Annotated in this window: 25 protein-coding genes and 1 riboswitch; of the genes, 18 read left to right on the top strand and 7 right to left on the bottom strand. The window is 71.2% G+C overall.

What is annotated here, in order from left to right; translation table 11 throughout:
- The first annotated feature begins 91 nt into the window (after positions 1 to 91).
- From ATL45_RS30520 to ATL45_RS39095, 3 genes are read left to right on the top strand one after another with little or no spacing between them, the layout of a single operon-like run.
- The gene (locus ATL45_RS30520; protein WP_093146446.1) at positions 92 to 1,720 is read left to right on the top strand and encodes a (2,3-dihydroxybenzoyl)adenylate synthase; all 1,629 of its coding nucleotides are present in this window, start codon (positions 92 to 94) and stop codon (positions 1,718 to 1,720) included.
- Between the two features lie 42 nt (positions 1,721 to 1,762).
- Positions 1,763 to 2,416 (top strand): isochorismatase family protein, encoded by a 654-nt coding sequence (locus ATL45_RS30525; RefSeq protein ID WP_170210394.1) that lies wholly within the window; start codon positions 1,763 to 1,765, stop codon positions 2,414 to 2,416.
- A gap of 22 nt (positions 2,417 to 2,438) precedes the next feature.
- A complete protein-coding gene (locus tag ATL45_RS39095) occupies positions 2,439 to 2,684 on the top strand; it encodes a phosphopantetheine-binding protein (RefSeq protein WP_170210395.1) in 246 nt (81 codons plus the stop codon).
- A gap of 56 nt (positions 2,685 to 2,740) precedes the next feature.
- Here the strand turns inward: ATL45_RS39095 and ATL45_RS30530 are convergent, their stop codons facing one another.
- Positions 2,741 to 4,318 carry a beta-N-acetylhexosaminidase gene (locus ATL45_RS30530; RefSeq protein WP_093147445.1) on the bottom strand — a complete coding sequence of 526 codons (1,578 nt, stop codon included), beginning with the start codon at positions 4,316 to 4,318 and terminating at the stop codon, positions 2,741 to 2,743.
- Positions 4,319 to 4,420: 102 nt separating this feature from the next.
- Complete coding sequence (locus ATL45_RS30535) at positions 4,421 to 5,278, bottom strand: EamA family transporter (protein WP_246025641.1); 858 nt, start codon at positions 5,276 to 5,278, stop codon at positions 4,421 to 4,423.
- 74 nt (positions 5,279 to 5,352) lie between these two features.
- Here ATL45_RS30535 and ATL45_RS30540 point away from each other — a divergent pair, with 74 nt between their 5' ends.
- Positions 5,353 to 6,270 carry a LysR family transcriptional regulator gene (locus ATL45_RS30540; RefSeq protein WP_093146447.1) on the top strand — a complete coding sequence of 306 codons (918 nt, stop codon included), beginning with the start codon at positions 5,353 to 5,355 and terminating at the stop codon, positions 6,268 to 6,270.
- A 12-nt stretch (positions 6,271 to 6,282) separates the two neighbouring features.
- Here ATL45_RS30540 and ATL45_RS30545 read toward each other — a convergent pair whose 3' ends face one another.
- Positions 6,283 to 8,163 (bottom strand): propionyl-CoA synthetase, encoded by a 1,881-nt coding sequence (locus ATL45_RS30545; RefSeq protein WP_093146448.1) that lies wholly within the window; start codon positions 8,161 to 8,163, stop codon positions 6,283 to 6,285.
- Positions 8,164 to 8,476: 313 nt separating this feature from the next.
- Between ATL45_RS30545 and ATL45_RS30550 the strand changes: the two genes are divergently transcribed.
- The 8 genes from ATL45_RS30550 (at position 8,477) to ATL45_RS30585 (ending at position 16,371) form a co-directional block, all read left to right on the top strand.
- Positions 8,477 to 8,713, top strand: a complete 237-nt coding sequence (locus ATL45_RS30550; RefSeq protein WP_093146449.1) for a hypothetical protein — start codon at positions 8,477 to 8,479, stop codon at positions 8,711 to 8,713.
- A gap of 415 nt (positions 8,714 to 9,128) precedes the next feature.
- Complete coding sequence (gene clsA, locus ATL45_RS30555) at positions 9,129 to 9,836, top strand: cardiolipin synthase ClsA (RefSeq protein WP_093146450.1); 708 nt, start codon at positions 9,129 to 9,131, stop codon at positions 9,834 to 9,836.
- Between the two features lie 156 nt (positions 9,837 to 9,992).
- The gene (gene gcvH / locus ATL45_RS30560; RefSeq protein ID WP_093146451.1) at positions 9,993 to 10,379 is read left to right on the top strand and encodes a glycine cleavage system protein GcvH; all 387 of its coding nucleotides are present in this window, start codon (positions 9,993 to 9,995) and stop codon (positions 10,377 to 10,379) included.
- Positions 10,380 to 10,497: 118 nt separating this feature from the next.
- Positions 10,498 to 10,953 carry a glycogen accumulation regulator GarA gene (gene garA, locus ATL45_RS30565; protein WP_093146452.1) on the top strand — a complete coding sequence of 152 codons (456 nt, stop codon included), beginning with the start codon at positions 10,498 to 10,500 and terminating at the stop codon, positions 10,951 to 10,953.
- A 400-nt stretch (positions 10,954 to 11,353) separates the two neighbouring features.
- On the top strand, positions 11,354 to 11,830 hold the full coding sequence (locus ATL45_RS30570) for a bifunctional nuclease family protein (RefSeq protein WP_093147450.1): 477 nt from the start codon (positions 11,354 to 11,356) through the stop codon (positions 11,828 to 11,830).
- 268 nt (positions 11,831 to 12,098) lie between these two features.
- Positions 12,099 to 12,668 (top strand): MerR family transcriptional regulator, encoded by a 570-nt coding sequence (locus tag ATL45_RS30575; protein WP_093146453.1) that lies wholly within the window; start codon positions 12,099 to 12,101, stop codon positions 12,666 to 12,668.
- Positions 12,669 to 12,745: 77 nt separating this feature from the next.
- A riboswitch (glycine riboswitch) is annotated at positions 12,746 to 12,848 on the top strand.
- A 178-nt stretch (positions 12,849 to 13,026) separates the two neighbouring features.
- Positions 13,027 to 15,903: an aminomethyl-transferring glycine dehydrogenase gene (gene gcvP / locus ATL45_RS30580; RefSeq protein WP_170210396.1), complete on the top strand. Its 2,877-nt coding sequence runs from the start codon at positions 13,027 to 13,029 to the stop codon at positions 15,901 to 15,903.
- 198 nt (positions 15,904 to 16,101) lie between these two features.
- Positions 16,102 to 16,371: a HesB/YadR/YfhF-family protein gene (locus ATL45_RS30585; RefSeq protein WP_093146455.1), complete on the top strand. Its 270-nt coding sequence runs from the start codon at positions 16,102 to 16,104 to the stop codon at positions 16,369 to 16,371.
- A 52-nt stretch (positions 16,372 to 16,423) separates the two neighbouring features.
- Here the strand turns inward: ATL45_RS30585 and ATL45_RS30590 are convergent, their stop codons facing one another.
- The 3 genes from ATL45_RS30590 to ATL45_RS30600 form a co-directional block, all read right to left on the bottom strand.
- Positions 16,424 to 16,969: a hypothetical protein gene (locus ATL45_RS30590; RefSeq protein ID WP_093146456.1), complete on the bottom strand. Its 546-nt coding sequence runs from the start codon at positions 16,967 to 16,969 to the stop codon at positions 16,424 to 16,426.
- Positions 16,970 to 17,051: 82 nt separating this feature from the next.
- Positions 17,052 to 18,215, bottom strand: coding sequence for an MFS transporter (locus ATL45_RS30595; RefSeq protein WP_211841332.1), 1,164 nt, complete (start codon positions 18,213 to 18,215; stop codon positions 17,052 to 17,054).
- Positions 18,215 to 18,760 (bottom strand): Chromate resistance protein ChrB, encoded by a 546-nt coding sequence (locus ATL45_RS30600; RefSeq protein WP_093146457.1) that lies wholly within the window; start codon positions 18,758 to 18,760, stop codon positions 18,215 to 18,217. Before ATL45_RS30600 ends, ATL45_RS30595 begins: the two co-directional genes overlap by 1 nt.
- Before the next feature lie 132 nt (positions 18,761 to 18,892).
- On the opposite strand from ATL45_RS30600, the gene ATL45_RS30605 reads away from it, so the two are divergent.
- The 5 genes from ATL45_RS30605 (at position 18,893) to ATL45_RS30625 (ending at position 23,433) form a co-directional block, all read left to right on the top strand.
- Complete coding sequence (locus ATL45_RS30605) at positions 18,893 to 19,426, top strand: 2,4'-dihydroxyacetophenone dioxygenase family protein (RefSeq protein WP_093146458.1); 534 nt, start codon at positions 18,893 to 18,895, stop codon at positions 19,424 to 19,426.
- Between the two features lie 14 nt (positions 19,427 to 19,440).
- Entirely contained in the window at positions 19,441 to 20,658 is a 1,218-nt protein-coding gene (locus ATL45_RS30610; protein ID WP_093146459.1) for an MFS transporter, read from the top strand.
- A 120-nt stretch (positions 20,659 to 20,778) separates the two neighbouring features.
- On the top strand, positions 20,779 to 21,771 hold the full coding sequence (locus ATL45_RS30615; RefSeq protein ID WP_093146460.1) for an alcohol dehydrogenase catalytic domain-containing protein: 993 nt from the start codon (positions 20,779 to 20,781) through the stop codon (positions 21,769 to 21,771).
- A gap of 287 nt (positions 21,772 to 22,058) precedes the next feature.
- Complete coding sequence (locus ATL45_RS30620) at positions 22,059 to 22,481, top strand: SDR family NAD(P)-dependent oxidoreductase (RefSeq protein WP_246025642.1); 423 nt, start codon at positions 22,059 to 22,061, stop codon at positions 22,479 to 22,481.
- A 61-nt stretch (positions 22,482 to 22,542) separates the two neighbouring features.
- Positions 22,543 to 23,433: a helix-turn-helix domain-containing protein gene (locus ATL45_RS30625; protein ID WP_093146462.1), complete on the top strand. Its 891-nt coding sequence runs from the start codon at positions 22,543 to 22,545 to the stop codon at positions 23,431 to 23,433.
- A 172-nt stretch (positions 23,434 to 23,605) separates the two neighbouring features.
- On the opposite strand, the gene ATL45_RS30630 is transcribed toward ATL45_RS30625, so the two are convergent.
- On the bottom strand, positions 23,606 to 24,733 hold the full coding sequence (locus ATL45_RS30630; protein ID WP_211841333.1) for an MFS transporter: 1,128 nt from the start codon (positions 24,731 to 24,733) through the stop codon (positions 23,606 to 23,608).
- A gap of 220 nt (positions 24,734 to 24,953) precedes the next feature.
- Between ATL45_RS30630 and ATL45_RS30635 the strand changes: the two genes are divergently transcribed.
- Positions 24,954 to 25,763, top strand: a complete 810-nt coding sequence (locus tag ATL45_RS30635; RefSeq protein WP_093147457.1) for a molybdenum cofactor biosynthesis F family protein — start codon at positions 24,954 to 24,956, stop codon at positions 25,761 to 25,763.
- Positions 25,764 to 25,772: the final 9 nt, after the last annotated feature.

Genomic DNA, 25,772 nt, shown 5'->3' on the forward strand with positions numbered 1-25,772 from the left:
CACGGCACCCGCAGTCCAGGGAAGCACTCAGGTTCCGCTAGGCGACCACCCGAGCAACGCAACCACTGACGTGTTCTGAAGGGGCTGAGCAATGACCGCACCGCAACCGGACCACCCGATCTGGCCGCCGGAGTTCGCCGACCGCTACCGCGCGGCGGGCTACTGGCGCGGCTACACCTTCGGCCAGATGCTGCGCGAACGCGCCGCCGAGCACCCCGAGCGCATCGCGGTGGTGGACGGCGACCGCCGGGTGTCCTACGGCGAGCTCGACGTGCGCGCCGACCGCCTGGCCGCCGGGCTGCGCGATGCGGGGATCGGCAAGGGCGACCGCGTCGTCGTGCAGCTGCCCAACATCGCCGAGTTCTTCGACGTGTGCTTCGCGCTGTTCCGGCTCGGTGCCGCGCCGGTCTTCGCGCTGCCGTCGCACCGGTTGACCGAGATCTCCTACTTCTGCGAGTTCAGCGGGGCCGCCGCCTACATCACCACCGACGTCGAAGCCGGTTTCGACCACCGGAAGCTGGCCGCCGAGGTGGTCGCGAAGCTGCCGGAGCTGCAGGTGTTCATCGCCGGTGAGCCCGGCGAGTTCCGGGCGCTGTCCGAGGTGGACGCCGAACCGGTGGAGCTGACCGGCCCGGAGCCGGGTGACCTGGCGTTCCTGCAGCTGTCCGGCGGCAGCACCGGGGTGCCGAAGCTGATCCCGCGCACCCACGACGACTACATCTACTCCTTCCGCGCCAGCAACGAGATCTGCGGCGTCACCGCCGACACCGTCTACCTCGGGGCGCTGCCGATCGCGCACAACTTCCCGATGAGCTCGCCCGGCACGTTCGGCGTCCTGCACGCCGGCGGCCGCGTGGTGCTGGCCCGCAGGCCCAGTCCGGACGAGGTGTTCCCGCTGGTGGAGCGCGAGCGCGTCACGCTGGCCGCCGTGGTGCCGCCGCTGGCGCTGGTGTGGCTGGACGCGGCGAGCAGCACCGAGCACGACCTGTCCAGCCTGGAGGTTCTCCAGGTCGGCGGGGCCAAGTGCAGCGAGGAGGTCGCCCGCCGCGTGCGGCCGGTGCTCGGCGCGACCCTGCAGCAGGTCTTCGGCATGGCCGAGGGCCTGGTGAACTACACCCGCCTCGACGACCCCGAGGACGTCATCCTCACCACCCAGGGCCGGCCGATCTCGCCGGACGACGAGGTGCTGGTCGTCGACGACGAGGACAACCCGGTGCCGCCGGGCGGAACCGGGCACCTGCTGACCCGCGGGCCCTACACCATCCGCGGCTACTACCGGGCCGCCGAGCACAACGCGAAGGCATTCACCGCCGACGGCTTCTACCGCACCGGCGACGTCGTCCGGCTCACCGCGGCGGGCAACATCGTCGTGGAGGGACGCGCGAAGGACCAGATCAACCGCGGTGGCGAGAAGATCGCCGCGGAAGAGGTGGAGAACCACCTGCTGGCGCACCCGGCGGTGCACGACGCGGCCGTGGTGTCGATGCCCGACGACTACCTCGGCGAGCGCAGCTGCGCCTTCGTCGTCCCGCGCGGCACGCCGCCCAAGGCGCGCGAGCTGATCAAGTTCGTGCGCGAGCGCGGGCTGGCCGCCTACAAGGTGCCGGACCGCGTCGAGTTCGTCGAGCAGTTCCCGCAGACCGGCGTCGGCAAGGTCAGCAAGCGCGACCTCCGGGAGGCGATCAGCCGGGAGCTGGTGCCGGAGCTCGAACGCCGCTGACCTGAGCAGACAACGATCACCGACTACAGGAGGAGGCCGCCCGTGGCGCTTCCGACCATTCCGCCGTACCGGGTCCCGCAGCCCGACGAGCTGCCGGAGAACCGCGTGTCGTGGCGGCCCGACCCGAACCGCTCGGTGCTGCTGATCCACGACATGGAGCGGCACTTCGTCAACGCCTTCCCGGCTGAGGGAGAACCGCTGGACCAGGTGGTGCCCAACATCGGGCTGCTGCGCGAACGCGCCCGCGCGGCAGGCGTTCCGGTGGTGTACTGCGCGCAGCCCGGTGGCCAGACGCCCGAGCAGCGCGGCCTGCAGCTGGAGTGGTGGGGGCCGGGGGTGGCCGACCCGGCGCAGGAGGCGATCATCGACGAGCTGGCGCCGGGCGACGGTGACGTGCTGCTGACCAAGTGGCGCTACAGCGCCTTCCAGCGCACCGAGCTGCGCCAGCTGCTGCGGGACTGGGGGCGCGATCAGCTGATCATCACCGGGATCTACGCCCACATCGGCTGCCTGATGACCGCCGCCGAGGCCTTTCAGCAGGAGGTCCAGGCGTTCCTGGTCGCCGATGCGGTCGCGGACTTCTCCGCGGAGGAGCACCGGATGGCGCTGACCTACGCCGCCAAGCGGTGCGCGGTGGTCGACACCGCGCAGCGCCTGGCGCAGGACCTCGCGGTGCGCGAGTCCGAAGTGGCCTGACGATTTTCTGGGAGTGCGTGCGATGTCGCAGAAGTTGACGCTGGAAGAGGTCCGGGAGCAGGTCGCGGAGCTGCTCTACGAGGATCCCGCGGAGCTGACCGACGAGGAGAACCTCATCGACTGGGGCCTGGACTCGGTGCGGATCATGACCCTGGTGGAGAAGTGGCGCCGCCTCGGCGTCCAGATCACCTTCGCCGACCTGGCCGAGCGCCCCACCCTCGCGGAGTGGTGGACGGTCCTGGAACCCAAGCTCCCAGAGGGGGAGTGAGGCGGAGGGCGCCTTGAGGCAGCTGACTCGCCTCGAGGCGCCCTCCACCGGTTCGCTCAGTCGTTCCAGGGGATCTGGGGCGACTTGTAGTAGTTGATGCCGGAGGCCTCCAGGCGGGGCCCGTGGGCGGCCAGGCGCTGGGCGAAGGACTCCCAGTCCTGGGCCGACTTCGGGGACCAGGCCAGTTCGGCGAGCGCGGGAAGGCGGGGGAAGGCCATGAACTCGATGTGGTCGGAGTTCTCCAGGGTTTCCGACCACAGCGGTGCTTCCACGCCCAGGACCGCTTCTTCCGGCACGCCCTGCAGGTAGCTGCCCGGGTCCCAGCCGTAGGCGTCGGCGACCTCGATGAACCCGGCCCACTTCAGGCCCAGCGGGGTGTTCTCGTCGTACTTCATGTCCAAGTAGGACTTGTTCGCCGGCGAGACCAGGATCTTGTTGCCGCGCGCCACCGCCTCGGGAAGCAGCGGATCGCTGTCCTCGGTGCCCCAGTACTGCACCACGGCCTCGCCCCGCGGGGCGGCCTTGGCGTACTCGTGCCAGCCGACCGCGGTCTTGCCGTACTTCGCCACCATCGGCAGCACCCGCGAGACGAACTTCTTGTAGTCCTCCTCGCTGGTCGCGTCCGCCTCGTCGCCGCCGATGTGCAGGTACGGACCGGGCGTGATCTCGGCGAGCTCGCGGATGACGTCCTCGACGAACTCGTAGGTGATCTCCTCGTCCACGCACAGCGAGCTGAACCCGACCTCGATGCCGGTGTAGAGCGGCGGCGCCACCCCGTCGCAGTTCAGCTCGGCGTAGGAGGCCAGCGCCGCGTTGGTGTGCCCGGGCATGTCGATCTCGGGGATCACCATCACGTGCCGGGAGGCGGCGTACTCGACGATCTCGGCGTAGTCCTGCTTGCTGTAGTGCCCGCCGGGCCCGCCGCCGACCTCGGTGCTGCCGCCGTACTCGGTGAGCTTCGGCCAGCTGTCGATGTCGATGCGCCAGCCCTGGTCGTCGGTCAGGTGCAGGTGCAGCCGGTTGATCTTGTACCGGGTGATCTGGTCGATGTAGCGCTTGACCTGCTCGACGGTGAAGAAGTGCCGCGCGACGTCGAGCATCGCGGCCCGGTGCTCGAACCGCGGCCGGTCGACGATCTCACCGCCGGCCACCGGCCACGGGCCGGGCTGCTCGGTGCGGCTCTCGATCGCGGCGGGCAGCAGCTGCCGCAGCGTCTGCACGCCGTTGAACAGCCCTTCGGCGCTGGCGGCGCGCAGACCGATGGTCTCCTCGGTGACGTGCAGCTGGTATCCGGCCGGGCCGGTTCCGGCGGCGGCGTCGAGCTCCAGCGCGATGTCGCCGGCGTCGTCGTTCACCGGCAGCGGGAAGCCGGTCGACGGCCGCAGGATCCCGGCCAGGTACTCACCGACCTCGGCGGCGTCGCCCGCCGCCCGGATCGACGTCTGCTGGGACAGTTCGAAGGTGGTCGCCGGGTCCGGTCGCACCGATTCGGGGGCGGGAATGAGGTTTTCCATGGCGGAGTTCTCCACGGCGAGTGCGGCCGTCGCGGGAACCGCGGTCCCGGCGACCAGCGCACCGGCCACAACGGCGAGCGCGGCTCTGCGCACCGTTGGTCGGGTCGGTCGTGAGGTCATGTGCGTGCGCTCCTCGTGGCTCGGGAACGGTGCACCCAAAGGTATAGACCAAAACTGGCGGCGGCAGCCTCCAACCGGACGTACCGAACGCGTCGAACGGCCTCACCGCTCCCGGCCGAGCACCGCGCCGATCGAAGCCGCGGTGACGCAGCCGAGCGCCACGAGCTGGGGCAGCGCCAGCCCTTCGGCCAGCAGCAACAGGCCCGCCAGGGCGCCGGTCACGGGCTCCAGGCTCTGCAGCACGCCGACGACCCGCGGCGGGATCCGGCGCAGCGCGGCCAGCTCCAGCGAGTACGGCACGACCGCGGACAGCACCGCGATCCCCAGCCCGGCCAGCAGCACCGCGGGGGAGAGGAGCGCAGCCCCGGACTCGGCGATCCCGAACGGCAGCACGAGAACGGCCGCGCAGGCGACCGCGAGCGCGAGCGGGGAGCCATCGCTGCTGATCGCACCGACGCGGTGGCTCAGCAGGAGATAGCTGCCCATGCCCGCCGCAGACACCAGGCCGAGGCAGACCCCGACGGCGGGCAGCGGCGCACTGACCGGGCCGCAGAACAGGAACACGCCGGCCGCCGCCAGGGCTGCCCACAGCACATCGCGCGGACGCCGGGAGCTGAGCAGTGCGACGGAGAGCGGGCCGAGCATCTGGAGCGTGCTGGCGACTCCCACCGGCAGGTGCGGCAGCGCGAGGTAGACGACGTTCATCGTCGCGATCGCCGCTCCGAGCGCGACGATCAGACCGCGCGATCGCCGATCGGCGGGGATCCGCGGTCGCCGCAGGGCCAGCAGCAGGGCTGCGGCCAGCGACAGCCGCAGGGCCGAGACTCCGAGCGGCCCCGCGACGGCGAACAGCTGCTTGCCGAAGGCTTGGCCGAACTGGACGCTGACCACGGCGCCCAGCACGAGCAGGAACGGCGGGACGACGACCGGGGACCGGCGCGTCGGAGTCGGTGACTGCACGGTTCAAGCCTGGGCCCGCTCGTTCGTTCAGGTCCATCTCGCATCTGCGCACGGAACTGTGCAGAATCGACTGAATGATCGACCTGCGGCGGCTCCAGGTCCTGCGCGTCCTCCGGGCCGAAGGCACGGTGACGGCGACCGCGCGAGCGCTCCACCTGACGCCCTCGGCGGTCTCGCAGCAGCTCCGGCTGCTGTCCAAGGAGGTCGGCAGCGAACTGCTGCGGCCGGAAGGCCGCCGGGTGCAGCTCACCCCTGCGGCGCACATCCTGCTCGCGCACGCCGATGTGATCGCCACCGAGTGGGAGCAGACCCGGGCCGACCTGGCGGCACACGCGGCCGGTGCGGTCGGGCTGGTCCGGGTTGCGGGCTTCGCGACCAGCTTCGGCTCACTGCTGGCGCCCGCCGCCGCACGGCTCCGCGACTCCCACCCGCGGCTGGAGGTGCAGCTGCGGGAGACCGACATCGACGACAGCCTGCGCCTGCTGCTGGCCGAGCAGGCCGATCTCGCGGTCCTGCCGGTCGCGGGCGCCCCGCCGCTGGACGACCCGCGGTTCGACCAGCGGGTCCTGCTCGACGACCCGCAGGACGTCGTGGTGTCCGCGGACCACCCGTTCGCCGAACGCGACTCGGTGCGGCTGGCCGAGACCGCGCACGAGACCTGGATCGCGCCGCACCACGACCAGTTCCAGCTGATCGAGGTCGCCTGCGCGGCGGCCGGTTTCGCCCCGCGCGTGGCGCACCGGGCGGCGGAGTGGAACTCGGTGCTGGTGATGGTCGCGCACGGTCTCGGCATCTGCCTGCTGCCCCGGCTCGCCACCACCTCCCCGGACCACCGGGTGGTGCGGATCCCGTTGCGGGACAAGCCGGTGCCGTCGCGGAGCGTCCTCACCTGCGTGCGCGGCGGTAGCCGAGGACAACCGGCCATCGCGGCCGTCCTCCGAGCGCTGGAGGACGTCGTGCGCGACCGGCGGGGCGCCAGCGGGCGCGGCTGACGCCACGCCGGGTCAGGCCTCGCCGCGCAGGGCCGGGCGCAGGCGGTCGAGCACCGCCGGGTCCTCGATGGTGGACGGGACCTTGGTGTCACCGCTGTCGGCGATCTCGCGCATCGACTTGCGCAGGATCTTGCCCGAGCGCGTCTTGGGCAGCCCGTCGACCACCGCGACCTCGCGGAAGGCCGCCACCGGGCCGATCTGCTCGCGCACCGCCGCGACCAGCTCCGCCCGCAGCACCTCCGGATCGATGTCCACACCGGACTTGAGCACCACCAGCCCGCGCGGCACCTGCCCCTTCAGCGCGTCGCGCACCCCGATCACGGCGCACTCGGCGACCGCGGGGTGCGCCGCCAGCACCGCTTCCATCGAGCCGGTGGACAACCGGTGCCCGGCGACGTTGATCACGTCGTCGGTTCGGCCCATCACGAACACGTACCCGTCGGCGTCGACGTAGCCGTTGTCGCCGGTCAGGTAGTAGCCGGGGTAGCGCGACAGGTACGACTCGCGGAACCGCTCGTCATCGCCCCACAGCGTCGGCAGCGTTCCCGGCGGCAGCGGCAGCCGGATGCAGATCGCGCCGTCGGTCTCCGGCGGCAGCGGGTTGCCCGCCTGGTCCAGCACCACCACGTCGTAGCCGGGCACCGCCACCGTCGGCGAACCCGGCTTGACCGGCATCGGCTCCAGCCCGCGCAGGTTCGCGCAGATCGGCCAGCCCGTCTCGGTCTGCCACCAGTGGTCGATCACCGGCACGCCGAGGTGCTCGGCCGCCCAGTGGTAGGTCTCCGGGTCCAGCCGCTCGCCGGCCAGGAACAACGTCCGCAGGCTGGAGATGTCGTGCTCGGCCAGCAGCTCGGCCCGCGGGTCCACCCGCTTGATCGCCCGGAACGCGGTCGGTGCGGTGAACAGCGCCTTGACCCGGTGATCGGCGATGACCCGCCAGAACGCGCCCGCGTCCGGCGTGCCCACCGGCTTGCCCTCGTAGACCACCGTGGTGGCCCCGGTCAGCAGCGGCGCGTAGACGATGTAGGAGTGGCCGACCACCCAGCCGACGTCGGAGGCGGTCCAGAACACCTCGCCCGGCCCGATGTCGTAGATGTTGGCCATCGACCAGCGCAGCGCCACCGCGTGCCCGCCGTTGTCCCGCACCACGCCCTTCGGGCGGCCCGTGGTGCCCGAGGTGTAGAGCACGTACAGCGGATCGGTGGCCTTGACCGGGACGCACTCGGCCGGTTCGGCCTGCGCCAGCGCGTCGTCCCAGTCCACGTCCCGCTCGCCGAGCTCGGCCCGCGCCTGCTCGCGCTGGAACACGATGACGCGCTTCGGCTGGTGCTCGGTCAGCCGCAGCGCCTCGTCGACGATCGGCTTGTACTCGACGACCCGGTTGGGCTCCAGCCCGCAGGACGCCGCGACGACCACGGTCGGCCGGGCGTCCTCGATGCGCGCGGCCAGCTCCTTCGGCGCGAAGCCGCCGAAGACCACCGAGTGCACCGCGCCGATGCGGGCGCAGGCCAGCATCGCGATCGCGGCCTCCGGGATCATCGGCAGGTAGAGCACCACGCGGTCACCGCGCTGCACGCCCTGCGCGCGCAGCGCCCCGGCGAACAGCGCCACCCGCTCCAGCAGCTCCCGGTAGGTCCAGCGGACGACCTGGCCGGTCATCGCCGAGTCCCAGATCAGCGCGTCCTGCTCGCCGCGGCCGTCGCGGACGTGCCGGTCCAGCGCGTTGAAGCAGGTGTTGAGCTCCCCGTCGGGGAACCAGCGGAAGAACGGGTCGGCGTCGCGGTCGAGGGCGCGCGACGGTTCGCGCTCCCACTCGATCGCCGCCGCCGCGTCGAGCCAGAAACCCTCCGGGTCGGTCAAGCTCCGCCGGTGGGCCTCGGCATAGGCACCCATGACCAACTACCTCCCGCATCCGCCGCCAATTGCCTGTCGTCCTACCGCACAACCACCGGGTGCGCCAGAGCCGTTGTACCGCGGCGCGAACAGGTGTCCCCGGTGAGCGGTTCGCCCGAGTTCGGCGGGGCGTAGCGCTCGGCCTATCGCCGACGGCAGCTCGGCGACGGAACGCGTCCGCTGGGCGCTGCGGTCCGGCTTCGGCGCGACGCAGCGCGCATGACCGATCACAATCGACTCCGAGTCTGAGATCGGGCTAACAAAAGTGCGCGCCGCGCCGACAACAGAAGCAGAAAACGGAGGTGCTGCAACGATGAGCACGGAACCGGCCCGGTCCCCCGAGGCATCCACCGCACAGGTCGAAACGCGCCCGGCCACGTCGGCCGAACTGCCCACCGCGCCGTGCAGCGTGGTGTGGAGCGGCGGTCATTCCTACGTGCTCGAGGGCTCCGCCGGAGCCCGCTGGGCGGGCGTCGACGACCGCGGACGGGCGCGCTTCCTCACCGACGCCGAGCTCCGCCGCCGCGGCTGGAGCCGCACCCGGGCCTGACCCCACCGGCTCCCACCGCTCACCCGGCCCGATCTGCCGCTCTTGATTCCGGTCGGTTGCCGCAGCTGCGACGACCGACCGGCGCCGGTCGGGAGCCATCGCGTGCGCCGCAGGCGCACAGCCCGCCCTCGGCGCTTGTACCGCCGCGGGTTCTCAGCGTTCGCCTGGCGAGGACGGCCCGGCCGCCGTGTATGTGGCCATACACCAGGCCGGGCACCCGGAGTCCAGGTGGGCGCTGAGGTTCCGCTACCGGCACCGCCACGCAAAACGAGTCCGGAAATTCAGCGAACCGCGGGGGAGCCCGGCCGGCAGGTGTGCCGCCAGGTGTGTTGTGCGTCGAATGTGAGATCCTGACCCGGAGGGGATGCGCATCCGTGCATCTGGGGTAGCACGCACAACCATTCAGGGGAGGCTCGTGGTGCAGGACGCCGAGCGCACCACGGAGAACACCACGAGCGGAGGCCACGGGGGCAACCCCGGTCGCTCGCCGGAGCAGCGCCAGGACCACGGCATAGCCCGGATCCGCGAAGCCGCCGCCGGGGTGTGGGCCGATCCATGGTGGACACTGCCGAACCTGCTCAGCGTGCTCCGGCTCGCCGGGGTGCCGCTGTTCCTGTGGCTGCTGCTCGGCCCCAAGGCCGACCTGCTCGCCCTGCTGGTGCTGGTGGTCAGTGGGATCACCGACTGGCTCGACGGCAAGCTCGCCCGCTGGCTCAACCAGTACAGCCGCCTCGGCGAGCTGCTCGACCCGGCCGCCGACCGCCTCTACATCGTCGCCACCCTGGTGGCCTTCGTGCTGCGCGACGTGGTGCCCTGGTGGGTCGCCGCCGCGCTGGTGCTGCGGGACGTGGTGCTGACCCTGTGCCTGCCGGTGCTGCGCTGGCACGGCTACGAGCCGCCCGAGGTGCACTACCTGGGCAAGGCCGCGACCTTCTGCCTGATGTACGCGTTCCCGCTGTTGTTGCTGGTGCAGGAGGAGTTCCCGCTGTCCGAAGTGGTGCGCCCGATCGCCTACGCCTTCACCTGCTGGGGCGGCGCGCTGTACCTGTGGGCCGGAGTGCTGTACCTGGGGCAGGTGGTGGCCGCGGTGCACCAGGCCCGCCGCCGGCCGGCCCGAGCTTGACCGGCGTCCTCCGGCGCCCGCGGGCGGGCTGAGCGGACGCCACCGGGGGTCGCCTTGCGGGCGGCACCGCGCGCTGCATACGCTCGCCGAGCCGATCACGCCACCAGCGCGGCCGGCGACCCGAAGAGCAGCAGCGGACGAGGAAGGCGGGACCACGTGGCGGCCCCGGACGAGATCAAGTACACCGAAGAGCACGAGTGGGTCCAGCGCACCGGCGAGGACACCGTGCGCATCGGGATCACCGACTACGCCCAGCAGCAGCTCGGCGATGTGGTGTTCGTGCAGCTGCCCGAGCTGGGAGAGCAGGTCTCGGCGGGGGACTCCATGGGCGAGGTGGAGTCGACCAAGAGCGTGTCGGACATCTACGCGCCGGTCACCGGCGAGGTGACCGCCCGCAACGGCGAGCTGGAGGACCAGCCCGAGTTGGTCAATTCGGCGCCGCAGGACGGCGGCTGGATGGTCGAGATCAAGCTCGCCGATCCGGAGCAGTTCGCCGATCTGCTCGACGCCGGGGCTTACCAGAAGCTGATCGACCAGGGATGATCGTCGATCTGTCGGGGTCGCCCGGGAGAATGTCGGGAGTCCCGCGTCCAACGCCTGTCCAGGCACGGTACGTTGGGCACATATTTAGCACGATCTATCCGCGTGGAGGAGAGCTCAGGTGAGCCAGAACAGCGGCTTCGGCGAGGTTCCGCCGGAGCAGTCACCGGAGACCACCTCGGTCTTCAGGCCGTTCCTCTCGGAGCCGGAGAGCACCGAGAGCCCGGCCCCGGAGCCCGCCGCCGCGTCCGGGGTCGACGCACTGCCCGCGGGCAACGCCCTACTGGTGGTCAAGCGCGGTCCGAACGCGGGCTCGCGGTTCCTGCTGGACCGGGAGACCACCAGCGCGGGTCGGCACCCGGACAGCGACATCTTCCTCGACGACGTCACGGTTTCCCGTCGGCACGCGGAGTTCCGCCGCGAGGGCAACGACTTCGTGGTCGTCGACGTGGGCAGCCTCAACGGCACCTACGTCAACCGCGAACCGGTGGACACCTCGGTGCTGGCCAACGGTGACGAGGTGCAGATCGGCAAGTTCCGGTTGGTGTTCCTGACCGGGCCGATCGACGGGCGCTGAGACCCGGATCCGACTTCCGGCCCGCCAGCGGGGCGACGCCATCCCGGCGCCGCCCCGCTGGCGCGTCGCGGTACTTGCGCGACCGGGGTCGAGTGGCATCCGCAGCGGGGAATTTCTCGGCGCCGCAACCGGTTCTGCCGTTGCAGCGGCTTCATTTCCGGCGGTCCGCGCGACCGGTCGGCGGTGTATCGTGCTGGTAATGCTCTATGACGAGCTCGGCCAGCGGTTCGGGCCCACCGGGGCGATCGGGTATCCGGTGGGAAAGCTGTGGCAGCGGCGGCCGGTGAGGCCGCCGGAGGGATGGGCGTGGCCGCCGTATCGCGGGTAGCGTCGAAGGCGTCGGTGCGCGATCCTCGACAGGGATGTCACGCTTCGGCGCGCTGGAGGAGGCGATGTGACGATGAGCAGTGAGATGCGCGTCGTCGGCGTGCGAGTGGAACTACCAGCCAACCAGCCGATCCTGCTGTTGCGCGAGGCGCACGGCGAGCGTTACCTGCCGATCTGGATCGGCTCGGTCGAGGCGACGGCCATCGCGCTCGAGCAGCAGGGCGTGCGACCGCAGCGACCGCTGACGCACGACCTGCTCAAGGACGTCATCGGCGCTCTGGGGCGCGACCTGGAGCAGGTGCGGATCACCGATCTGCAGGAGGGCACCTTCTTCGCCGAGCTGGTGTTCGACGGGGATGTGCGGGTCTCCGCGCGGCCGAGCGACTCGGTGGCGCTGGCGCTGCGCATCGGAGTGCCCATCCACGCCGACGAATCGGTGCTGGACGAGGCCGGGCTGATCATCCCCGACGAGCAGGAGGACGAGGTGGAGAAGTTCCGCGAGTTCCTCGATTCGGTGTCGCCCGAGGATTTTAGAGGGGCCGACACGTAACGGTCGGCCGTTCAGGTGTTCCCGGCCCCCGCTTGCTGGCGCAGGCGGGGGCCGGGTCGTCGGCGGTGCCCCGCGCGTCGCGTTGACCTCCCCGCGCGGCAGGCATACCGTCGGGTTACGCGAAATTGCCCCGGTGTGATTCAGCGGGTGAACTGCCGATGCGGCGGTGCTGCCGGACCGCGGTCGGCGGGGCGTTCGCGGCCCTGATCGAACCGATTCGGGCGCTGGTGATCGTCGTCGGCGACAAGCCGGACGAGGGGAGGCAGGCGTGGTCGAGGAAGCGTCCAACGGGGATGCTGCCGCGGAGCAGGGTGGGCTGTTCCCAGACGCCTCGCTGCCGGACGAACTGGTCGGCTACCGGGGCCCGGCCGCCTGCCAGATCGCCGGCATCACCTACCGCCAGCTGGACTACTGGGCGCGCACCAAGCTGGTCGGCCCGTCCATCCGCAGTGCGGCGGGTTCCGGCTCGCAGCGGCTGTACTCGTTCAAGGACATCCTGGTGCTCAAGGTGGTCAAGCGGCTGCTGGACACCGGGGTGTCGCTGCACAACATCCGGGTCGCGGTGGAGCACTTGCGCAACCGCGGTGTGCAGGACCTGGCGCGGTTGACGCTGTTCAGCGATGGCACGACGGTCTACGAGTGCACCTCCGCGGAGGAGGTGGTCGATCTGCTGCAGGGCGGCCAAGGGGTGTTCGGCATCGCCGTCAGCGGTGCGATGCGCGAGATCAGCGGCACCATCCACGAGTTCCCGGCCGAGCGGGCCGACGGCGGCGAGATGGTGCAGGCCGAGGACGAGCTGTCCCGACGCCGCCGGGACCGGCAGGCGGAGACCGGCTGAGGCGGTCGCGGCAGTGTGCCGCAGCTCGCATCGCAGGTTCGTGAAGGCCTGCTGATCGGGTAAGCTCCACGCATCGCCGACCCCGTGCGGGAGAGTCCGGCCCGGCGCCCAGCCGTGGTCGGCGCCGAAGGAGCAACCCTCCCCGACAACCTCTCAGGCCACCTGGACCGCACGGGCGAGATACCTCTGGAAAGAGGGTGCGCCACGGTCGTGGTGCCACCCCGCCGACGGTGCAAGCCCGGTTCCCGGGTGAAGCTCTCAGGCGTTCGCTTCGCGGACGGGGACAGAGGGGGAGAGGACAGCGCAGTCCCAGCTGCACTGCCATCCCCTGTTCGCCGCGATGATTGAGGTTTTGGCGATGACCGACGACCGCATTCCCCTGGCAGCTCTGGAGCACGGCACGCCGTTCGCCGACCGGCACGTCGGACCGGCTCCGGCCGAACTGGCCCGCATGCTCGACGTGATCGGCGTCGGCTCGCTGGAGGAACTGGGCCGCAGCGCGGTGCCGGAGGCCATTCGCGAGGACGACCTGCGGCTGGCGCTGCCGGACCCGGCCACCGAGTCGGCGGCGCTGGCCGAGCTGCGCGAGCTCGCGCGCCGCTGCAACCCGCACACCGAGATGATCGGGCTCGGCTACTACGGCACCACGACCCCGCCGGTCATCCTGCGCAACGTGCTGGAGAACCCGGCCTGGTACACCGCGTACACGCCGTACCAGCCGGAGATCTCGCAGGGCAGGCTGGAAGCGCTGCTGAACTTCCAGACGATGGTGGCCGACCTGGCCGGGGTGCCGGTGGCCAACGCGTCGATGCTGGACGAGGCGACCGCCGCGGCCGAGGGCATGACGCTGGTGCGCCGCGCGGGCAAGTCCAAGTCGCCGCGGTTCCTGGTCGACGCCGACACCCTCCCGCAGACCATCGCGGTCATCGAGACCCGCGCCGAGCCGCTGGGCATCGAGGTCGTCGTGACCGACCTGTCGGAGGGCCTGCCGGAGGGCGAGTTCTACGGCGTGCTGCTGTCCTACCCGGGTGCCTCCGGTGCGCTGCGCGACCACGAGGCGATCATCGCCGAGGTCCACCAGCGCGGCGCGAAGGTCGTGGTGGCGACCGACCTGCTGTCGCTGACGCTGCTGCGCGCGCCCGGTGAGATCGGTGCCGACGTGGTGGTCGGCAGCACCCAGCGCTTCGGCGTGCCGATGGGCTTCGGCGGCCCGCACGCCGGGTTCATGGCCGTGGCCAAGGGCCTGGAGCGGCAGCTGCCCGGGCGACTGGTCGGGGTGAGCGTCGACGCGGACGGCGACAAGGCCTACCGGCTCGCGCTGCAGACCCGCGAGCAGCACATCCGCCGGGAGAAGGCGACCAGCAACATCTGCACCGCGCAGGTGCTGCTGGCCGTGATGGCGTCGATGTACGCCGTCTACCACGGTCCGGCCGGGCTGCGAGCGATCGCGACCCGCGCGCACCGGATGGCGGCGGTGCTGGCCGAGCAGCTGCGGCGCGGCGGCGTCGAGCTGCTGCACCAGGAGTTCTTCGACACGATCGTCGCGAAGGTGCCCGGCCGGGCGGACGAGGTCGTGGCCGCGGCTCGGCTCGGCGGCATCAACCTGCGCCGGGTCGACGCCGACCACGTGGGCGTCAGCTGCGACGAGACCACCACGCGAGCGCACCTGGCGACGGTGTGGCAGGCGTTCGGGATCGACGGCGTGGACGTCGACGAGCTGGACGCGCAGACCACCGACGCGCTCCCGGCGGCCCTGCGCCGCACCTCCGAGTACCTGACGCACCCGGTGTTCCACACCCACCACTCGGAGACCTCGCTGCTGCGCTACCTGCGGCGGCTGTCGGACAAGGACATCGCGCTGGACCGCAGCATGATCCCGCTGGGCTCGTGCACGATGAAGCTCAACGCGACCGCCGAGATGGAGGCCATCACCTGGCCGGAGTTCGGCTCGCTGCACCCGTTCGCGCCCGCGCAGGACGCCGAGGGCCTGCTGTCGCTGGTCAAGGACCTGGAGAACTGGCTGGCCGAGGTCACCGGCTACGACGCGGTGAGCCTGCAGCCCAACGCGGGCAGCCAGGGCGAGTTCGCCGGCCTGCTGGCCATCCGCGCCTACCACCGCAGCCGTGGTGAATCGGCCCGCGACGTGTGCCTGATCCCGGCGAGCGCGCACGGCACCAACGCCGCCAGCGCGGTCATGGCCGGGATGCGCGTGATCGTGGTGCGCTGTGACGACGACGGCAACGTCGAGCTCGACCACCTGCGCGAGCTGGTCGCCGAGCACGCCGAGGACCTCGCCGCGATCATGATCACCTACCCGTCCACGCACGGCGTCTACGAGGGCACCGTGCGCGAGGTGTGCGGCCTGGTGCACGACGCCGGCGGGCAGGTCTACGTCGACGGTGCGAACCTCAACGCGCTCATCGGCCTGGCCCGGATGGGCAAGTTCGGCTCCGACGTCTCGCACCTGAACCTGCACAAGACGTTCTGCATCCCGCACGGCGGCGGTGGCCCGGGCGTCGGCCCGATCGGCGTGCGCGAGCACCTGGCGCCGTTCCTGCCGAACCACCCGCTGCAGCCCTCGGCCGGTCCGGCCACCGGGGTCGGCCCGATCAGCGCGGCCCCGTGGGGCAGCGCCTCGATCCTGCCGATCTCGTGGGCCTACGTGCGGATGATGGGCGGCGAGGGGCTGCGCCGCGCGACGCTGACCGCTGTCGCGGCGGCCAACTACGTGGCCCGGCGGCTGAACAACTACTTCCCGGTGCTCTACACCGGCGAGGGCGGGTTCGTCGCCCACGAGTGCATCCTCGACCTGCGCCAGATCAGCAAGACCAGCGGCATCACCGTCGACGACGTGGCCAAGCGGCTGGCCGACTACGGCATCCACGCGCCGACGATGTCGTTCCCGGTGGCCGGGACGCTGATGGTGGAGCCGACCGAGAGCGAGAACCTGGTCGAGCTGGACCGCTTCTGCGAGGCCATGATCGCGATCCGCGCGGAGATCGACAAGGTCGTCGCCGGGCAGTGGCCCGCCGACGACAACCCGCTGGTCGGGGCCCCGCACACGGCGGCCTGCCTGGCCAAGGACTGGGACCACGCCTACTCCCGCGAGGAGGCGGCGTACCCGCTGGGCGTGGGTGAGGCGAAGGTGTGGCCGGCGGTGCGGCGCATCGATGGTGCCCGCGGCGACCGCAACCTGGTCTGCTCCTGCCCGCCCCTGGACGCATACCAGTCCTGAGCCCTCGGGTGGCGGTCGGTTTCGCGAGGAAATCGACCGTCACCCGGATGAACGTCGATTTCTCGCGAAATCGGTGCTCTCCTGGGGCGGACGGGGCGTTGGGCGGGGACACGCCCGGGTGCCTGGTTTGCGTGTTGGGCCGATTGGATGACACGGTGGCCCCTTCACCTGACCGGCTCCGAGAAGGAGTTGAGCACCATGCTCACCATCAGTGAGAGCGCCGCCGAGGTCATCAAGCTCGTCCTCGTCGGTGGTGACTCTCAAGAAGGCTCCGGGCTGCGCATCGCACCGGCCGGGGACGGACTGCAGGCTTCGATCGCCGATCAGCCCCAGGAGGGCGATGAGGTGATCGAGGCCTCCGGGGTCCGGGTGTTCCTCGAACCGCAGGTCGCCGCCCTGCTCGGGGACAAGACCCTCGACGCTGAGAAGGACGCCAACGGCGAACTGGCGCTGGCCGTCCGCGACTGATCCGACGGATGAAAACGCCCCGGGCACCTCGCCCGGGGCGTTTCGTCGTTCTTCAGCGCCGACTCGTCGCGAGCTCGCGGGCGGCGGGCGCCCGCTGCTGGAGACGGCCCCAGGGCTTGAACACCGACAGCAGGTAGGCGGTGAGCAGCAGGCTCGGCCCGAGCACGATCGGGAAGAACAGCGTCGGCGGGATCGCCGCGGTCGTGTCGCCCGCGGTCATCCGGGCACCGGCGTCGGCCGCCTCGTTGATGCCCGGGCGCAGCCCGGCGATGATCAGCACGGCGAAGACCACGTTGATGGCGAGCTTGACCGCCACCCACCAGTAGCGCACCAGCCCGTACTTGCTGCTGAGGCCGAGCACCGCTCCCGAGGCCAGGCACAGGACGCTGGTGGTGAACATCGGCCAGACGGCGAAGATCCCGACGGCCTGCAGCGCTGCACCCGCGGTCTGCGGGGAGTCGGTGACCGCGGCCGTGATGACCAGGACGCCGACGGCGAGGTCGATGCCGAACCAGGCAGCGGCGGCCAGCAGGTGCACGGCCAGGAACACCTTGCGGCCGCGACCGCTGAGCCGGCGGCTCGGGCGCGTTGTCGTCATGGGGATCCCTCCTGTCGGCGCGGCTCGTTGAAGCGTGGCCGACGGGAGGGATCCGCTCATCCGTTGCGGAGCTGAACCTCGGCTACGCCCGCTGACGTAGCCGCGCGGCGCGCACTGCGAAGGCGACTGCGGGGCCGAGTGCGATCAGGACGGCGAGCGCGGTGTAGCCGGTGGCCAGGCCCGCGACCGTGGCGATCGCCGCGACCAGCAGCGGGCCGCCCGCGTCGCCGAGCTCCCGGCCGAGTTCGGCCGCGCCCATCGTCTGGCCCATCCGCTCCTGCGGGGTGGCGGCGGCCAGCGCGGCGAAGCCGAGCGGGGTGATCAGGCCGGTTCCGGCTCCGATCAGCGCGGCGGCGAGCAGGATGCCGAGCAGACCGGGCAGCACCGCGCAGACCAGACCCACCGCCGTGAGCAGCAGGCCTGCGGCGATGCCGCGGGACGGCGTGAGACGGCCGGCGTCCAGCGCCCGCCCGGCCATCGGCTGCACGACGGCGGCGCAGGCGGCCAGCACCGACACCGCGGCTCCGGTGGCGATCGGGCCCAGCCCGTCGAGCCGGCCGGTCACCGGCAGGAAGCCCACTCCCACCGACAGCGCGGCGGTCGCCGCGGCCAGTGCCGCCGTCGGGGCGAGGAACGCCGGGTCGGTCAGGCGCCGGACGAGGTCGAGCACCGTCTGGCGGGCCTTGGGCAGCGGTGGGGCCGCCGGGACGTCGATGGCGGCCCAGATGGCGACGGCGAGGCCGAGCAGCGCCATCACCGCGAACAGCAGCCGCAGCCCGCCGACCCAGACCAGCACACCGCCCAGCAGCGGTCCCAGGGTGTAGCCGATGGACTTGTAGAAGCCGTAGGAGCCGAAGGCGCGACCGTGCTTGGCCGACGGGTTGAGCCGGGCGACGAGCGCCGAGGCGGACGGCGAGAAGGCCGACGCCGCGGCGCCCTGGCCGAGGCGCGCCACCCACAGCCAGGCGGGGCTGTCGGCGATGACGTAGGTCGCCGAGGCCGCGGCGAAGCCGAGCAGGCCGCCCAGCAGCACCGGGCGGGCGCCGATGCGGTCGGCGAGGGTGCCGAACAGCGGTTTGAGCAGGACTTCGGCACCGTCGTAGAGGGCGAGCAGCGCGCCCAGCACCAGCAGCGAGGTGACCGCGTCATCGGAGAAACCGCCGAGGTTCGCCGCGATGCCGTGAGCGCCGAATGCGGTGGTGAAGCCCGCGGCGTACAGCGGCCACATCTGGCGCTTCGAGCGCATCACTGGCTCCCGTTGTGCAGCGCGTTGAAGACGCGTTCGGCGTAGTCCTCGCACGCTGTTGCGCACTGCTTGAGCCGTTCGGCAGCTTCGCGGGCTTCCGGGGCACCGAAGACGTCGCGCGCGGTCAGGTCGCGGTGCCAGCGGCGCAGCCGTTCCAGCGACTGCTCCTCTTCCTCCAGTTCGGCGAGGGTGAACTTGGCGTTGCGGATCTCCTTGGCCAGTTCCGCCTCGAACTTGCCGCAGTCGGCGAGGAACTCCGTCCAGTCGGCCGAACGCGCCGCGGTGAACTGGGCCTTCAGCGCGGCTGCGTCGGATTCGCCGCGCCCGGCGGCATCCAGCGCCAGGGCCTGGCCGCCGGCCTGCTCGGTCAGCGCGATGGCGCGGGCGACCCCGTCGGCGAACACCGGGACGTCGGGCACGCTCCACACGCCCTGCCCGAGGGAGAGCGCGCCGATCTTGCGGAGCTCCCGCCACACCGCGACCCGGTGCCGGGACGGTTCGGCGGGCACCTTGATCACGAGGACCAGCCAGCGAAGGTCTGTCACGAGTTGGAATGTAGCAGCTGTTACATCGACATGTCCGGGACGGGCAAGGACTGGTCCGCCAGCGGAAAGACCCGCGGGCCGCCGGCGGGATTGGATGCCAGCACCTGAAAGCGAGCGGAAAGGCGGCCGACGATGCCCGAATTGCCCACCACGGAGTTCTGGAAGGACCTCAAGCCGATCGAGAACTCCTTCAGACCGGACGCGCAGCCGGAGGTCTACCTGTCGCAGGTGGCCACCGACGACGACCGCTACTACGCGCCGTTCTCCGACACCGTCGGCTCCCGGCCGCTGTGGATCAACGTCAAGGACAACTCCTGGTCGGACATCCTGCGGGCCAAGCAGGCCGGGCTGGTCAACCGGCACTACCACCCGCACGAGGTGTTCGCCTACACCATCTCCGGCAAGTGGGGCTACCTCGAACGGCCGTGGACGGCATCGGCCGGCGACTTCGTCTACGAGGCGCCGGGCGAGGGCCACACCTTGGTCGCTTACGAGAGCGAGGAGCCGATGAAGGCCATGTTCATCGTCAAGGGCCCGCTGATCTGGCTGGACGAGAACGGCGAGACCACCGGCTTCTTCGACGTGCACGACTACATCGAGCTGTGCCGCAAGCACTACGACGCCGTCGGCATCGGCGCGGACTACGTCAACTCGCTGTTCCGCTGAACCGGGGTGCTGCCGTGAACCCGGTCCGCTACGAGAACCGACTGCTGCTGATCCTGTTCCTGTCGTTCGGCTTCGTGTTCTTCGACCGGCAGGCGCTGTCGTTCCTCGCGCCGATGATCCGCGAGGACTTCCCGCTGTCCAACACACAGCTCGGCGCGCTGTCCGGGGTGCTGGCGCTGACCTGGGCGCTGTCCGGGATGGTCGTGGGCACCGTCTCCGACCGGATCGGGAAGCGGAAACCCCTGCTGATCGCGGCGATCCTGGGCTTCTCGGTGTGCTCGGCGGCCTCCGGCCTGATGACCGGCTTCACCGGGCTGCTGATCGCCAGGGCGCTGATGGGGCTGGCCGAGGGCGCGGTGCTGCCGATGGCCCAGTCGCTGATGATCGAGGCCTCCCAGCAGCACCGCCGCGGCCTGAACATGGGGCTGGTGCAGGGATCCTCGGCCGGGCTGCTCGGCGGGATCGTGTCGCCGGTCGTCGTGGTGTGGGCCGCCGAGCACATCGGCTGGCGCGCGGCGTTCCTGCTGACGATCGTGCCGGGGCTGTTGCTGGCGGTGTGGGTGGCGCGCTCGGTGCGCGAGGTGCCGCCCGGCGGCCGGGTGGCGGCGGCCGTGGAAACCGGGCCGAAGGTGCCGGTCGGCCAGCTGCTGCGGCAGCGCAACATCGTGCTGTGCATGGCGATCGCGGCCTGGTACCTCACCTGGTTCGTCGTGATCATCACCTTCGCGCCGACCTACCTGGCCTCGGTGAAGGGGTATTCGCCGGGCACGATGAGCGCGGTGATGGCCTGCTTCGGCGTCGCCTGGGTGCTGTGGGGTTTCGCCACGCCCGCGATCTCGGACCGCATCGGCAGGCGGCGCACGATGATCGCGTTCACCGCGGTCGCCGCGCTGTGCCCGCTGGCCGTGGTGCTGGTGGCGCAACCGCTGCTGCTCGGGGCGATCGTCGTGCTCACCTACACCGGGCTGGGCTGCTTCACGCTGTTCATGGCGACGATCCCGGCCGAGACCGTGCCGAGCCGGGCGCTGGCCACCGCGCTGGGCCTGGTGATGGGCGTGGGCGAGCTCTGCGGCGGCTTCCTGGCGCCGGTGCTGGCGGGCTGGGCCTCCGACGAGTGGGGCCTGCAGGCGGCCATGTTCATCGCGATCGGCGGCGCGGTCGTGGTGGTGCTGTTGTCGTTCGGACTGCGCGAAACCGCGCCGCTGGTCCTGCAGCGGCGGACACGCGAGTAAGCCCGAGTCCTGCGAAACCGCACCTCAGGGGAACGTGACGCAAATCAGCCACAAGAAACCGCGAAACGTGAGATCAATCCTGAACGCAACCACCACTGTGAATCGCGGAGAGGCGGAACTGTGAAAGCTGCGGTGTACCACGGCGCCGGGGACGTTCGGGTCGGCGAAGTGCCGGTGCGGGCTCCCGGGCCGGGGGAGGTGCAGGTGCGCGTCGCTTACTGCGGGATCTGCGGTAGCGACAAGCACGAATTCGTCGATGGGCCGCACGCGATTCCGGTGGATCGGCCGCACCCGGAATCCGGGGTGGTGGCGCCGCTGGTTCTCGGGCACGAGTTCTGCGGCACCGTCACCGCGGTCGGCGCGGACGTGCGCGGCCTGGCCGAAGGCGACCGGCTGGCGATCGAACCGCACTACCGGTGCGGGCGCTGCGATCGCTGCCGGGCGGGGGAGTACAACATCTGCGCGCACTTCGGGTTCGCCGGATTGATGGGGCACGGCGGTCTCGCCGAGTATGCCACCATCCCGGCGTACATGGCGCACGTGCTGACCGAGGACGTTTCCTTCGAGCAGGCAGCCGTTTTCGAGCCCGCGTCGGTTGCGCTGCACGCGCTGCGCCGGTCGGGAGCGCGTCCCGGCGAATCGATGGCGGTGGTCGGGCTCGGGCCGATCGGATTGCTGATCACGCTGCTCGCGCGGCAGCTCGGCGTGCAGCGGATCCACGGTGTCGACCCGGACGCCGCGCGGCGTGAGCTGGCGGTGGAGCTGGGAGCCACCAGCGTCGGAGACGACGTTCCCGAGGTGGACGTGGCGTTCGAGGTGGTCGGCATCCAGTCCACGTTGGACAAATCGCTCGCGGTGACGCGGGCGGGCGGGCGCGTGGTGCTCGTCGGGCTCGGCGGGCGCCTGGACTTCGACGCCTTCGGTCTGGTCAACCGCGAGCAGTCCATCATCGCGACCGTCGGTTACCGGGATACCTTCCCGGAACTGATCCGGCTGGCTTCGCAAGGCGTGGACTTCTCCCGGATCGTGACCTCGACGGTGGCGCTCGACGAGGTGGTGGAGCGCGGCCTGCGCGCGGGCGCCGGTGAGGTGAAGGTGGTGGTGCGGCCGTGACGGTGGTGATCACCGGCGGGACCTCGGGCATCGGAGCTGCGTTGGAACTCGTGACGGGAGTCGCGGCGTAGTCGTGGTCGCCCTCTTGTCGTTCAGACTCCGGGAAACGGCATCCCTGGTCTTCCACCGGCGTGCAACGACGCATGTATGAACAGTCCCGAGTCTTGCGAAACCGCACCTCAGGGGACCGTGACGTACCCCAGCCACAAGAAACCCCGAAACGCGAGATCATTCCTGAACGCAACCACCACTGTGAATCCCGGAGAGGCGGCACTGGGTGGGAGCGGGTGCTCGCGGTGAACCTCACCTCGGTGCTCACCGCGTGCTCCGCCGCGCGCGACCGGCTGGCCGCCACGGGCGGTTCGGTCGTCACGGTGTCGTCGATGTTCGCCTTCACCGGCAGCGCCGACCGGCCCGCCTACAGCGCGAGCAAGGGCGGTGTCAGCCAGCTCACCCGCTCGCTGGCCGCCGAGTACGCGCCGCTGGGCGTGCGGGTCAACTGCGTGGCACCGGGTTTCGTGGTCACTCCGCTGGCGCGCGGCGTGCTCGACGATCCGGTGGCGTCCGCGGCGGTGCTGGAGCGGATCCCGATGGGCCGGCTCGGCGAACCCGACGAGGTCGCCTCGGTGATCGAGTTCCTCTGCTCACCGGCCGCCCGCTACGTCACCGGCGCCGTGGTGCCGGTGGACGGCGGCTACCTGGCCGCTTGAGGCCGGGCGCGGCCCGGGGTTACCCTGCCCCCGCAACGAGGCGCGTCGGCGGGAGGCCGTGATGACTCAGCCTGCTTCGCTGATCTCGCGAGTGTCCACGGCTCACCTCGACCCGGCCGACCGGGTGGCCGCGTGGGAGGAGTACAACCGCCGCGCGCTGGTGGGCTTGAAGTGCTCGCCCTACGCCGAGCAGGGATTGCTGGCCACCCAGACCAACGTGCGCTTCGGCGCGCTGCGGATGGCCGACATCGCGGGCAACGAGCACGTCATCGAGCGGACCTCGGCGGCATGCCGTGCGCTGCCGAAGGATTCGGTGTTCGCGAGCCTGGTGCTCTCCGGCGAGGCCGTGTTCTACCACGGCCGGGGCTGCCTGACCCTCGGCGCGGGCGAGCTGGTCGTGTACGACACGCGCCGGTCCTACCTGTTCGGCTTCGCCGCGCCGATGCGCCAGCTGCTGGTGGACATCCCGCGCGAGCTGTTCGCGGAAGTGCCCAGCCCGGCCAGGTTCAGCGCGGACAGATCGGCGCTGCGGGCGCTGCGCACCCTGCTGGAGTCGGTGGCGGCCCGCCCGGAAGCGGTGGCCGACGGCGCGGACGAAACGGCGCTGGACCTGCTGCGGGCGTTGACGACCGGTGGTGCTCCGCCGCTGTTCGCGGCCAAGGACTACATCGACCGCCACCTCGGCGACCACGAGCTGACCCCGGCCCGGGTGGCCGCCGCGGTCGGCATGTCCGCGCGCCACCTGGGCAGGCTGTTCGCCGCCGAAGGCGACACCCCGGGCCGCTACGTCCTGCGCCGACGCCTGGCGAGAGCACGCCGCGACCTGGCCGACCCGGCAACCCGGCACCGCACGATCGCCGACATCGCGCACCGCTGGGGCTTCGCCAGCCACGCGCACTTCACCAGGGTCTTCCGCGCCGAGTACGGCCACCCGCCCACCGACCTCCGCTGAGACCGGCCACGAGGTTGTGCGATTTCCATTGAAATCAGACGTCTGATTTCAATGGAAATCGCGGAACTCCGTTGCGCCCGGTGCCGGACACGCCGGTGGTGTGTCCGATGTCGTGCAATTTCAATTGAAATCGGATGTCTGATTTCCATTGAAATTGCACGGTGACCTGGGGTCAGGGGCGGGGTGCGGGTCTGGAGATGATGGCCGCGCAGGTTGTGGAGAGCAGGACTGCGGCCAGGGAGACCGCGAGCATCGTGGTGTGGCCGCCGGTTGCGTCGACCAGCGCTCCCGCCAGGTACGGGCCGATCGCGAAGCCGCCGCCGATCATCAGGTTCGTGCTGTTCATGACCTGGGTTCCGCTGCTGAGGCCGGCGAGAGCGGTCAGCAGGTTCGGCAGCAGGAACGTCCAGGCGAACTTGAAGACCACGGCGGCCACCGCGAACCGGGCCAAGCCGGGAGCGCCGAAGAGCAGCGCGATGCTCGCGGTCAGCGCCGCGTAGCCGGAGAGCAGGTAGGTGCGGCGGCGCGGGCTGTCGCCGATGAGCGTGGCGATCAGCGCGGAGCCGATGCCGGCCACCGTCGCCACCGACAGCACCACGCTGGTGTCGGGGAGATCGGTGCCCGCGGCCGAGGAGATCCCGGCCATGAACGTCCACACCCCGCTCAGCGCGATGTAGAACAGGAAGATGCCCGCCAGGCCCAGCGCGAACCTGGCGCTCGGCCTGCGGTGCCCGGTGGCTTCCGGCGCGCTCAGGCCGCCGCGCAGCAGGCGCACCACCGGCAGGCACAGCACGCCGAGCGCGGCCATCGTCCAGTACACCGCCGCTACGGGGGCACCGGCGAAGACGACCGGGAACACCGCGAGGATCAGCGCGCCCATCGCGAGCTGGCTCACCACGAAGATGCCGAAGGCGCGGCCCGGATTGGCGGTGCGGGCGCTGAGGGTGAGCAGCACGATCGTGATCGAGCCCGCGGCCAGCGAGGTGATCACCCGGACCGCGACCAGCAGCGGGAAGTTCTCCAGCAGCCCGGAGACGACGTTGCCCGCGAAGAACACCGCGGTGCAGGCGTAGGTCGCGGTGCGCGGGTCGATCCGGCCCAGCCACAGGTAAGCGGGCAGGGTGGCGAGGCTGAACGCGCCGAGTTCGAGCGAGAACAGGCCACCGAGCTCGCCCGGCGTCAGGCCGAACTGCGCGGTCAGCGCGCCGCCGATCACCGGGGCGGTCAGCAGCACGGTGTAGAGCACCGCGCTGTAGACACCGATGAAGGTGCCCGCGGCGCGATCGGAGGTGACAGCCATGGCGAACCCCATTCCTCGTCGGGGTCGATCGTCCACAGGGGACGCTCGCGAGCGGGCGTCGCGGCCTGCAGCATCGCGCGGACCCGGCGCCGCGACAGCCGCTCGGCCGGGACGCGTGCACGCACCGACAAGGACGGTGCAGCCCGGGACAAGACACCGCCGCGCCCGCGGCGGGATCGTCGTGCCCGTCCCGCCCCCGGAGATCACCGAGGACGAATCGATGACCACGCTTTCCGACACCTCCACCTGGCCACCGCTCAACGAGCTCGCCGATGGCTTCGACGCCAACAAGGGCCCGGTCTCCACCGCGCTGGCCGACCGCACGATCACCCTGGTCAACGCCAACGGATCGCGCGTCGAGCACCAGTTCACCGGCGACGAGGTGCGGTGGGACTACTTCGCGGCCGAAGGCGACCCGCACGGCAACGAGCGCGGCGCGGACCGCTACGAGGCCTTCGAGGTCGACGAGCAGCTGTACTACGTGCAGTTCCACACGAGCACCCGCCCGAACGACGCGGTGTCGCTGCTGCTGGACCTGCGCAGCGGTCACGCGCTGAGCGTGGTGAGCCAGATCGGCGACACCGCGCCGCGGGTGTCGCAGGGTTTCATGCCCGGTGTCATCGATGGCGTGGAGGTCACCGGCACCGCACCGGCGCCGACCACGAGCCTGCTGGGGCGTCGGGTGCTGTGGGTGTACAGCGAGGAACACGCTTACGAGCACGTCTACCTCAGCCCGCACTGGTACACCTGGCACTGCCTGGCCGGTCCGGAGCGCGGTCTCGCCGACACCGACGAGCACACCACCTACCAGCTGCGCCCGGGGATCCACGTGTTCGCCTGGCGGGAGAAGGTGATCCCGTGCGCGGCGGTCACCGTGGCCGACCACCGGAACGCGCGCGACATCCGCTCGCACGGCGCGCTCTTCGGCCTAGACGAGTCCGGCTCGGCGACCACCCACTTCACCTTCGGCGCGCACGGTCGCCTCCTGAGCACCACCGCGCACCCGGCCGAGTACGACCCCGCCCGCTGAGGAGGCCCA

Source organism: Saccharopolyspora antimicrobica, from assembly GCF_003635025.1.
Lineage (GTDB): Bacteria > Actinomycetota > Actinomycetes > Mycobacteriales > Pseudonocardiaceae > Saccharopolyspora > Saccharopolyspora antimicrobica.

Coding starts and splice junctions, on each gene's coding strand:
- ATL45_RS30520 (WP_093146446.1), top strand. CDS start 92: ATGACCGCACCGCAACCGGACCACCCGATCTGGCCGCCGGAGTTCGCC.
- ATL45_RS39095 (WP_170210395.1), top strand. CDS start 2,439: ATGTCGCAGAAGTTGACGCTGGAAGAGGTCCGGGAGCAGGTCGCGGAG.
- ATL45_RS30530 (WP_093147445.1), bottom strand. CDS start 4,318: ATGACCTCACGACCGACCCGACCAACGGTGCGCAGAGCCGCGCTCGCC.
- ATL45_RS30540 (WP_093146447.1), top strand. CDS start 5,353: ATGATCGACCTGCGGCGGCTCCAGGTCCTGCGCGTCCTCCGGGCCGAA.
- ATL45_RS30545 (WP_093146448.1), bottom strand. CDS start 8,163: ATGGGTGCCTATGCCGAGGCCCACCGGCGGAGCTTGACCGACCCGGAG.
- ATL45_RS30550 (WP_093146449.1), top strand. CDS start 8,477: ATGAGCACGGAACCGGCCCGGTCCCCCGAGGCATCCACCGCACAGGTC.
- ATL45_RS30570 (WP_093147450.1), top strand. CDS start 11,354: ATGAGCAGTGAGATGCGCGTCGTCGGCGTGCGAGTGGAACTACCAGCC.
- gcvP (WP_170210396.1), top strand. CDS start 13,027: ATGACCGACGACCGCATTCCCCTGGCAGCTCTGGAGCACGGCACGCCG.
- ATL45_RS30585 (WP_093146455.1), top strand. CDS start 16,102: ATGCTCACCATCAGTGAGAGCGCCGCCGAGGTCATCAAGCTCGTCCTC.
- ATL45_RS30590 (WP_093146456.1), bottom strand. CDS start 16,969: ATGACGACAACGCGCCCGAGCCGCCGGCTCAGCGGTCGCGGCCGCAAG.
- ATL45_RS30595 (WP_211841332.1), bottom strand. CDS start 18,215: ATGCGCTCGAAGCGCCAGATGTGGCCGCTGTACGCCGCGGGCTTCACC.
- ATL45_RS30605 (WP_093146458.1), top strand. CDS start 18,893: ATGCCCGAATTGCCCACCACGGAGTTCTGGAAGGACCTCAAGCCGATC.
- ATL45_RS30625 (WP_093146462.1), top strand. CDS start 22,543: ATGACTCAGCCTGCTTCGCTGATCTCGCGAGTGTCCACGGCTCACCTC.
- ATL45_RS30630 (WP_211841333.1), bottom strand. CDS start 24,733: ATGGCTGTCACCTCCGATCGCGCCGCGGGCACCTTCATCGGTGTCTAC.
- ATL45_RS30635 (WP_093147457.1), top strand. CDS start 24,954: ATGACCACGCTTTCCGACACCTCCACCTGGCCACCGCTCAACGAGCTC.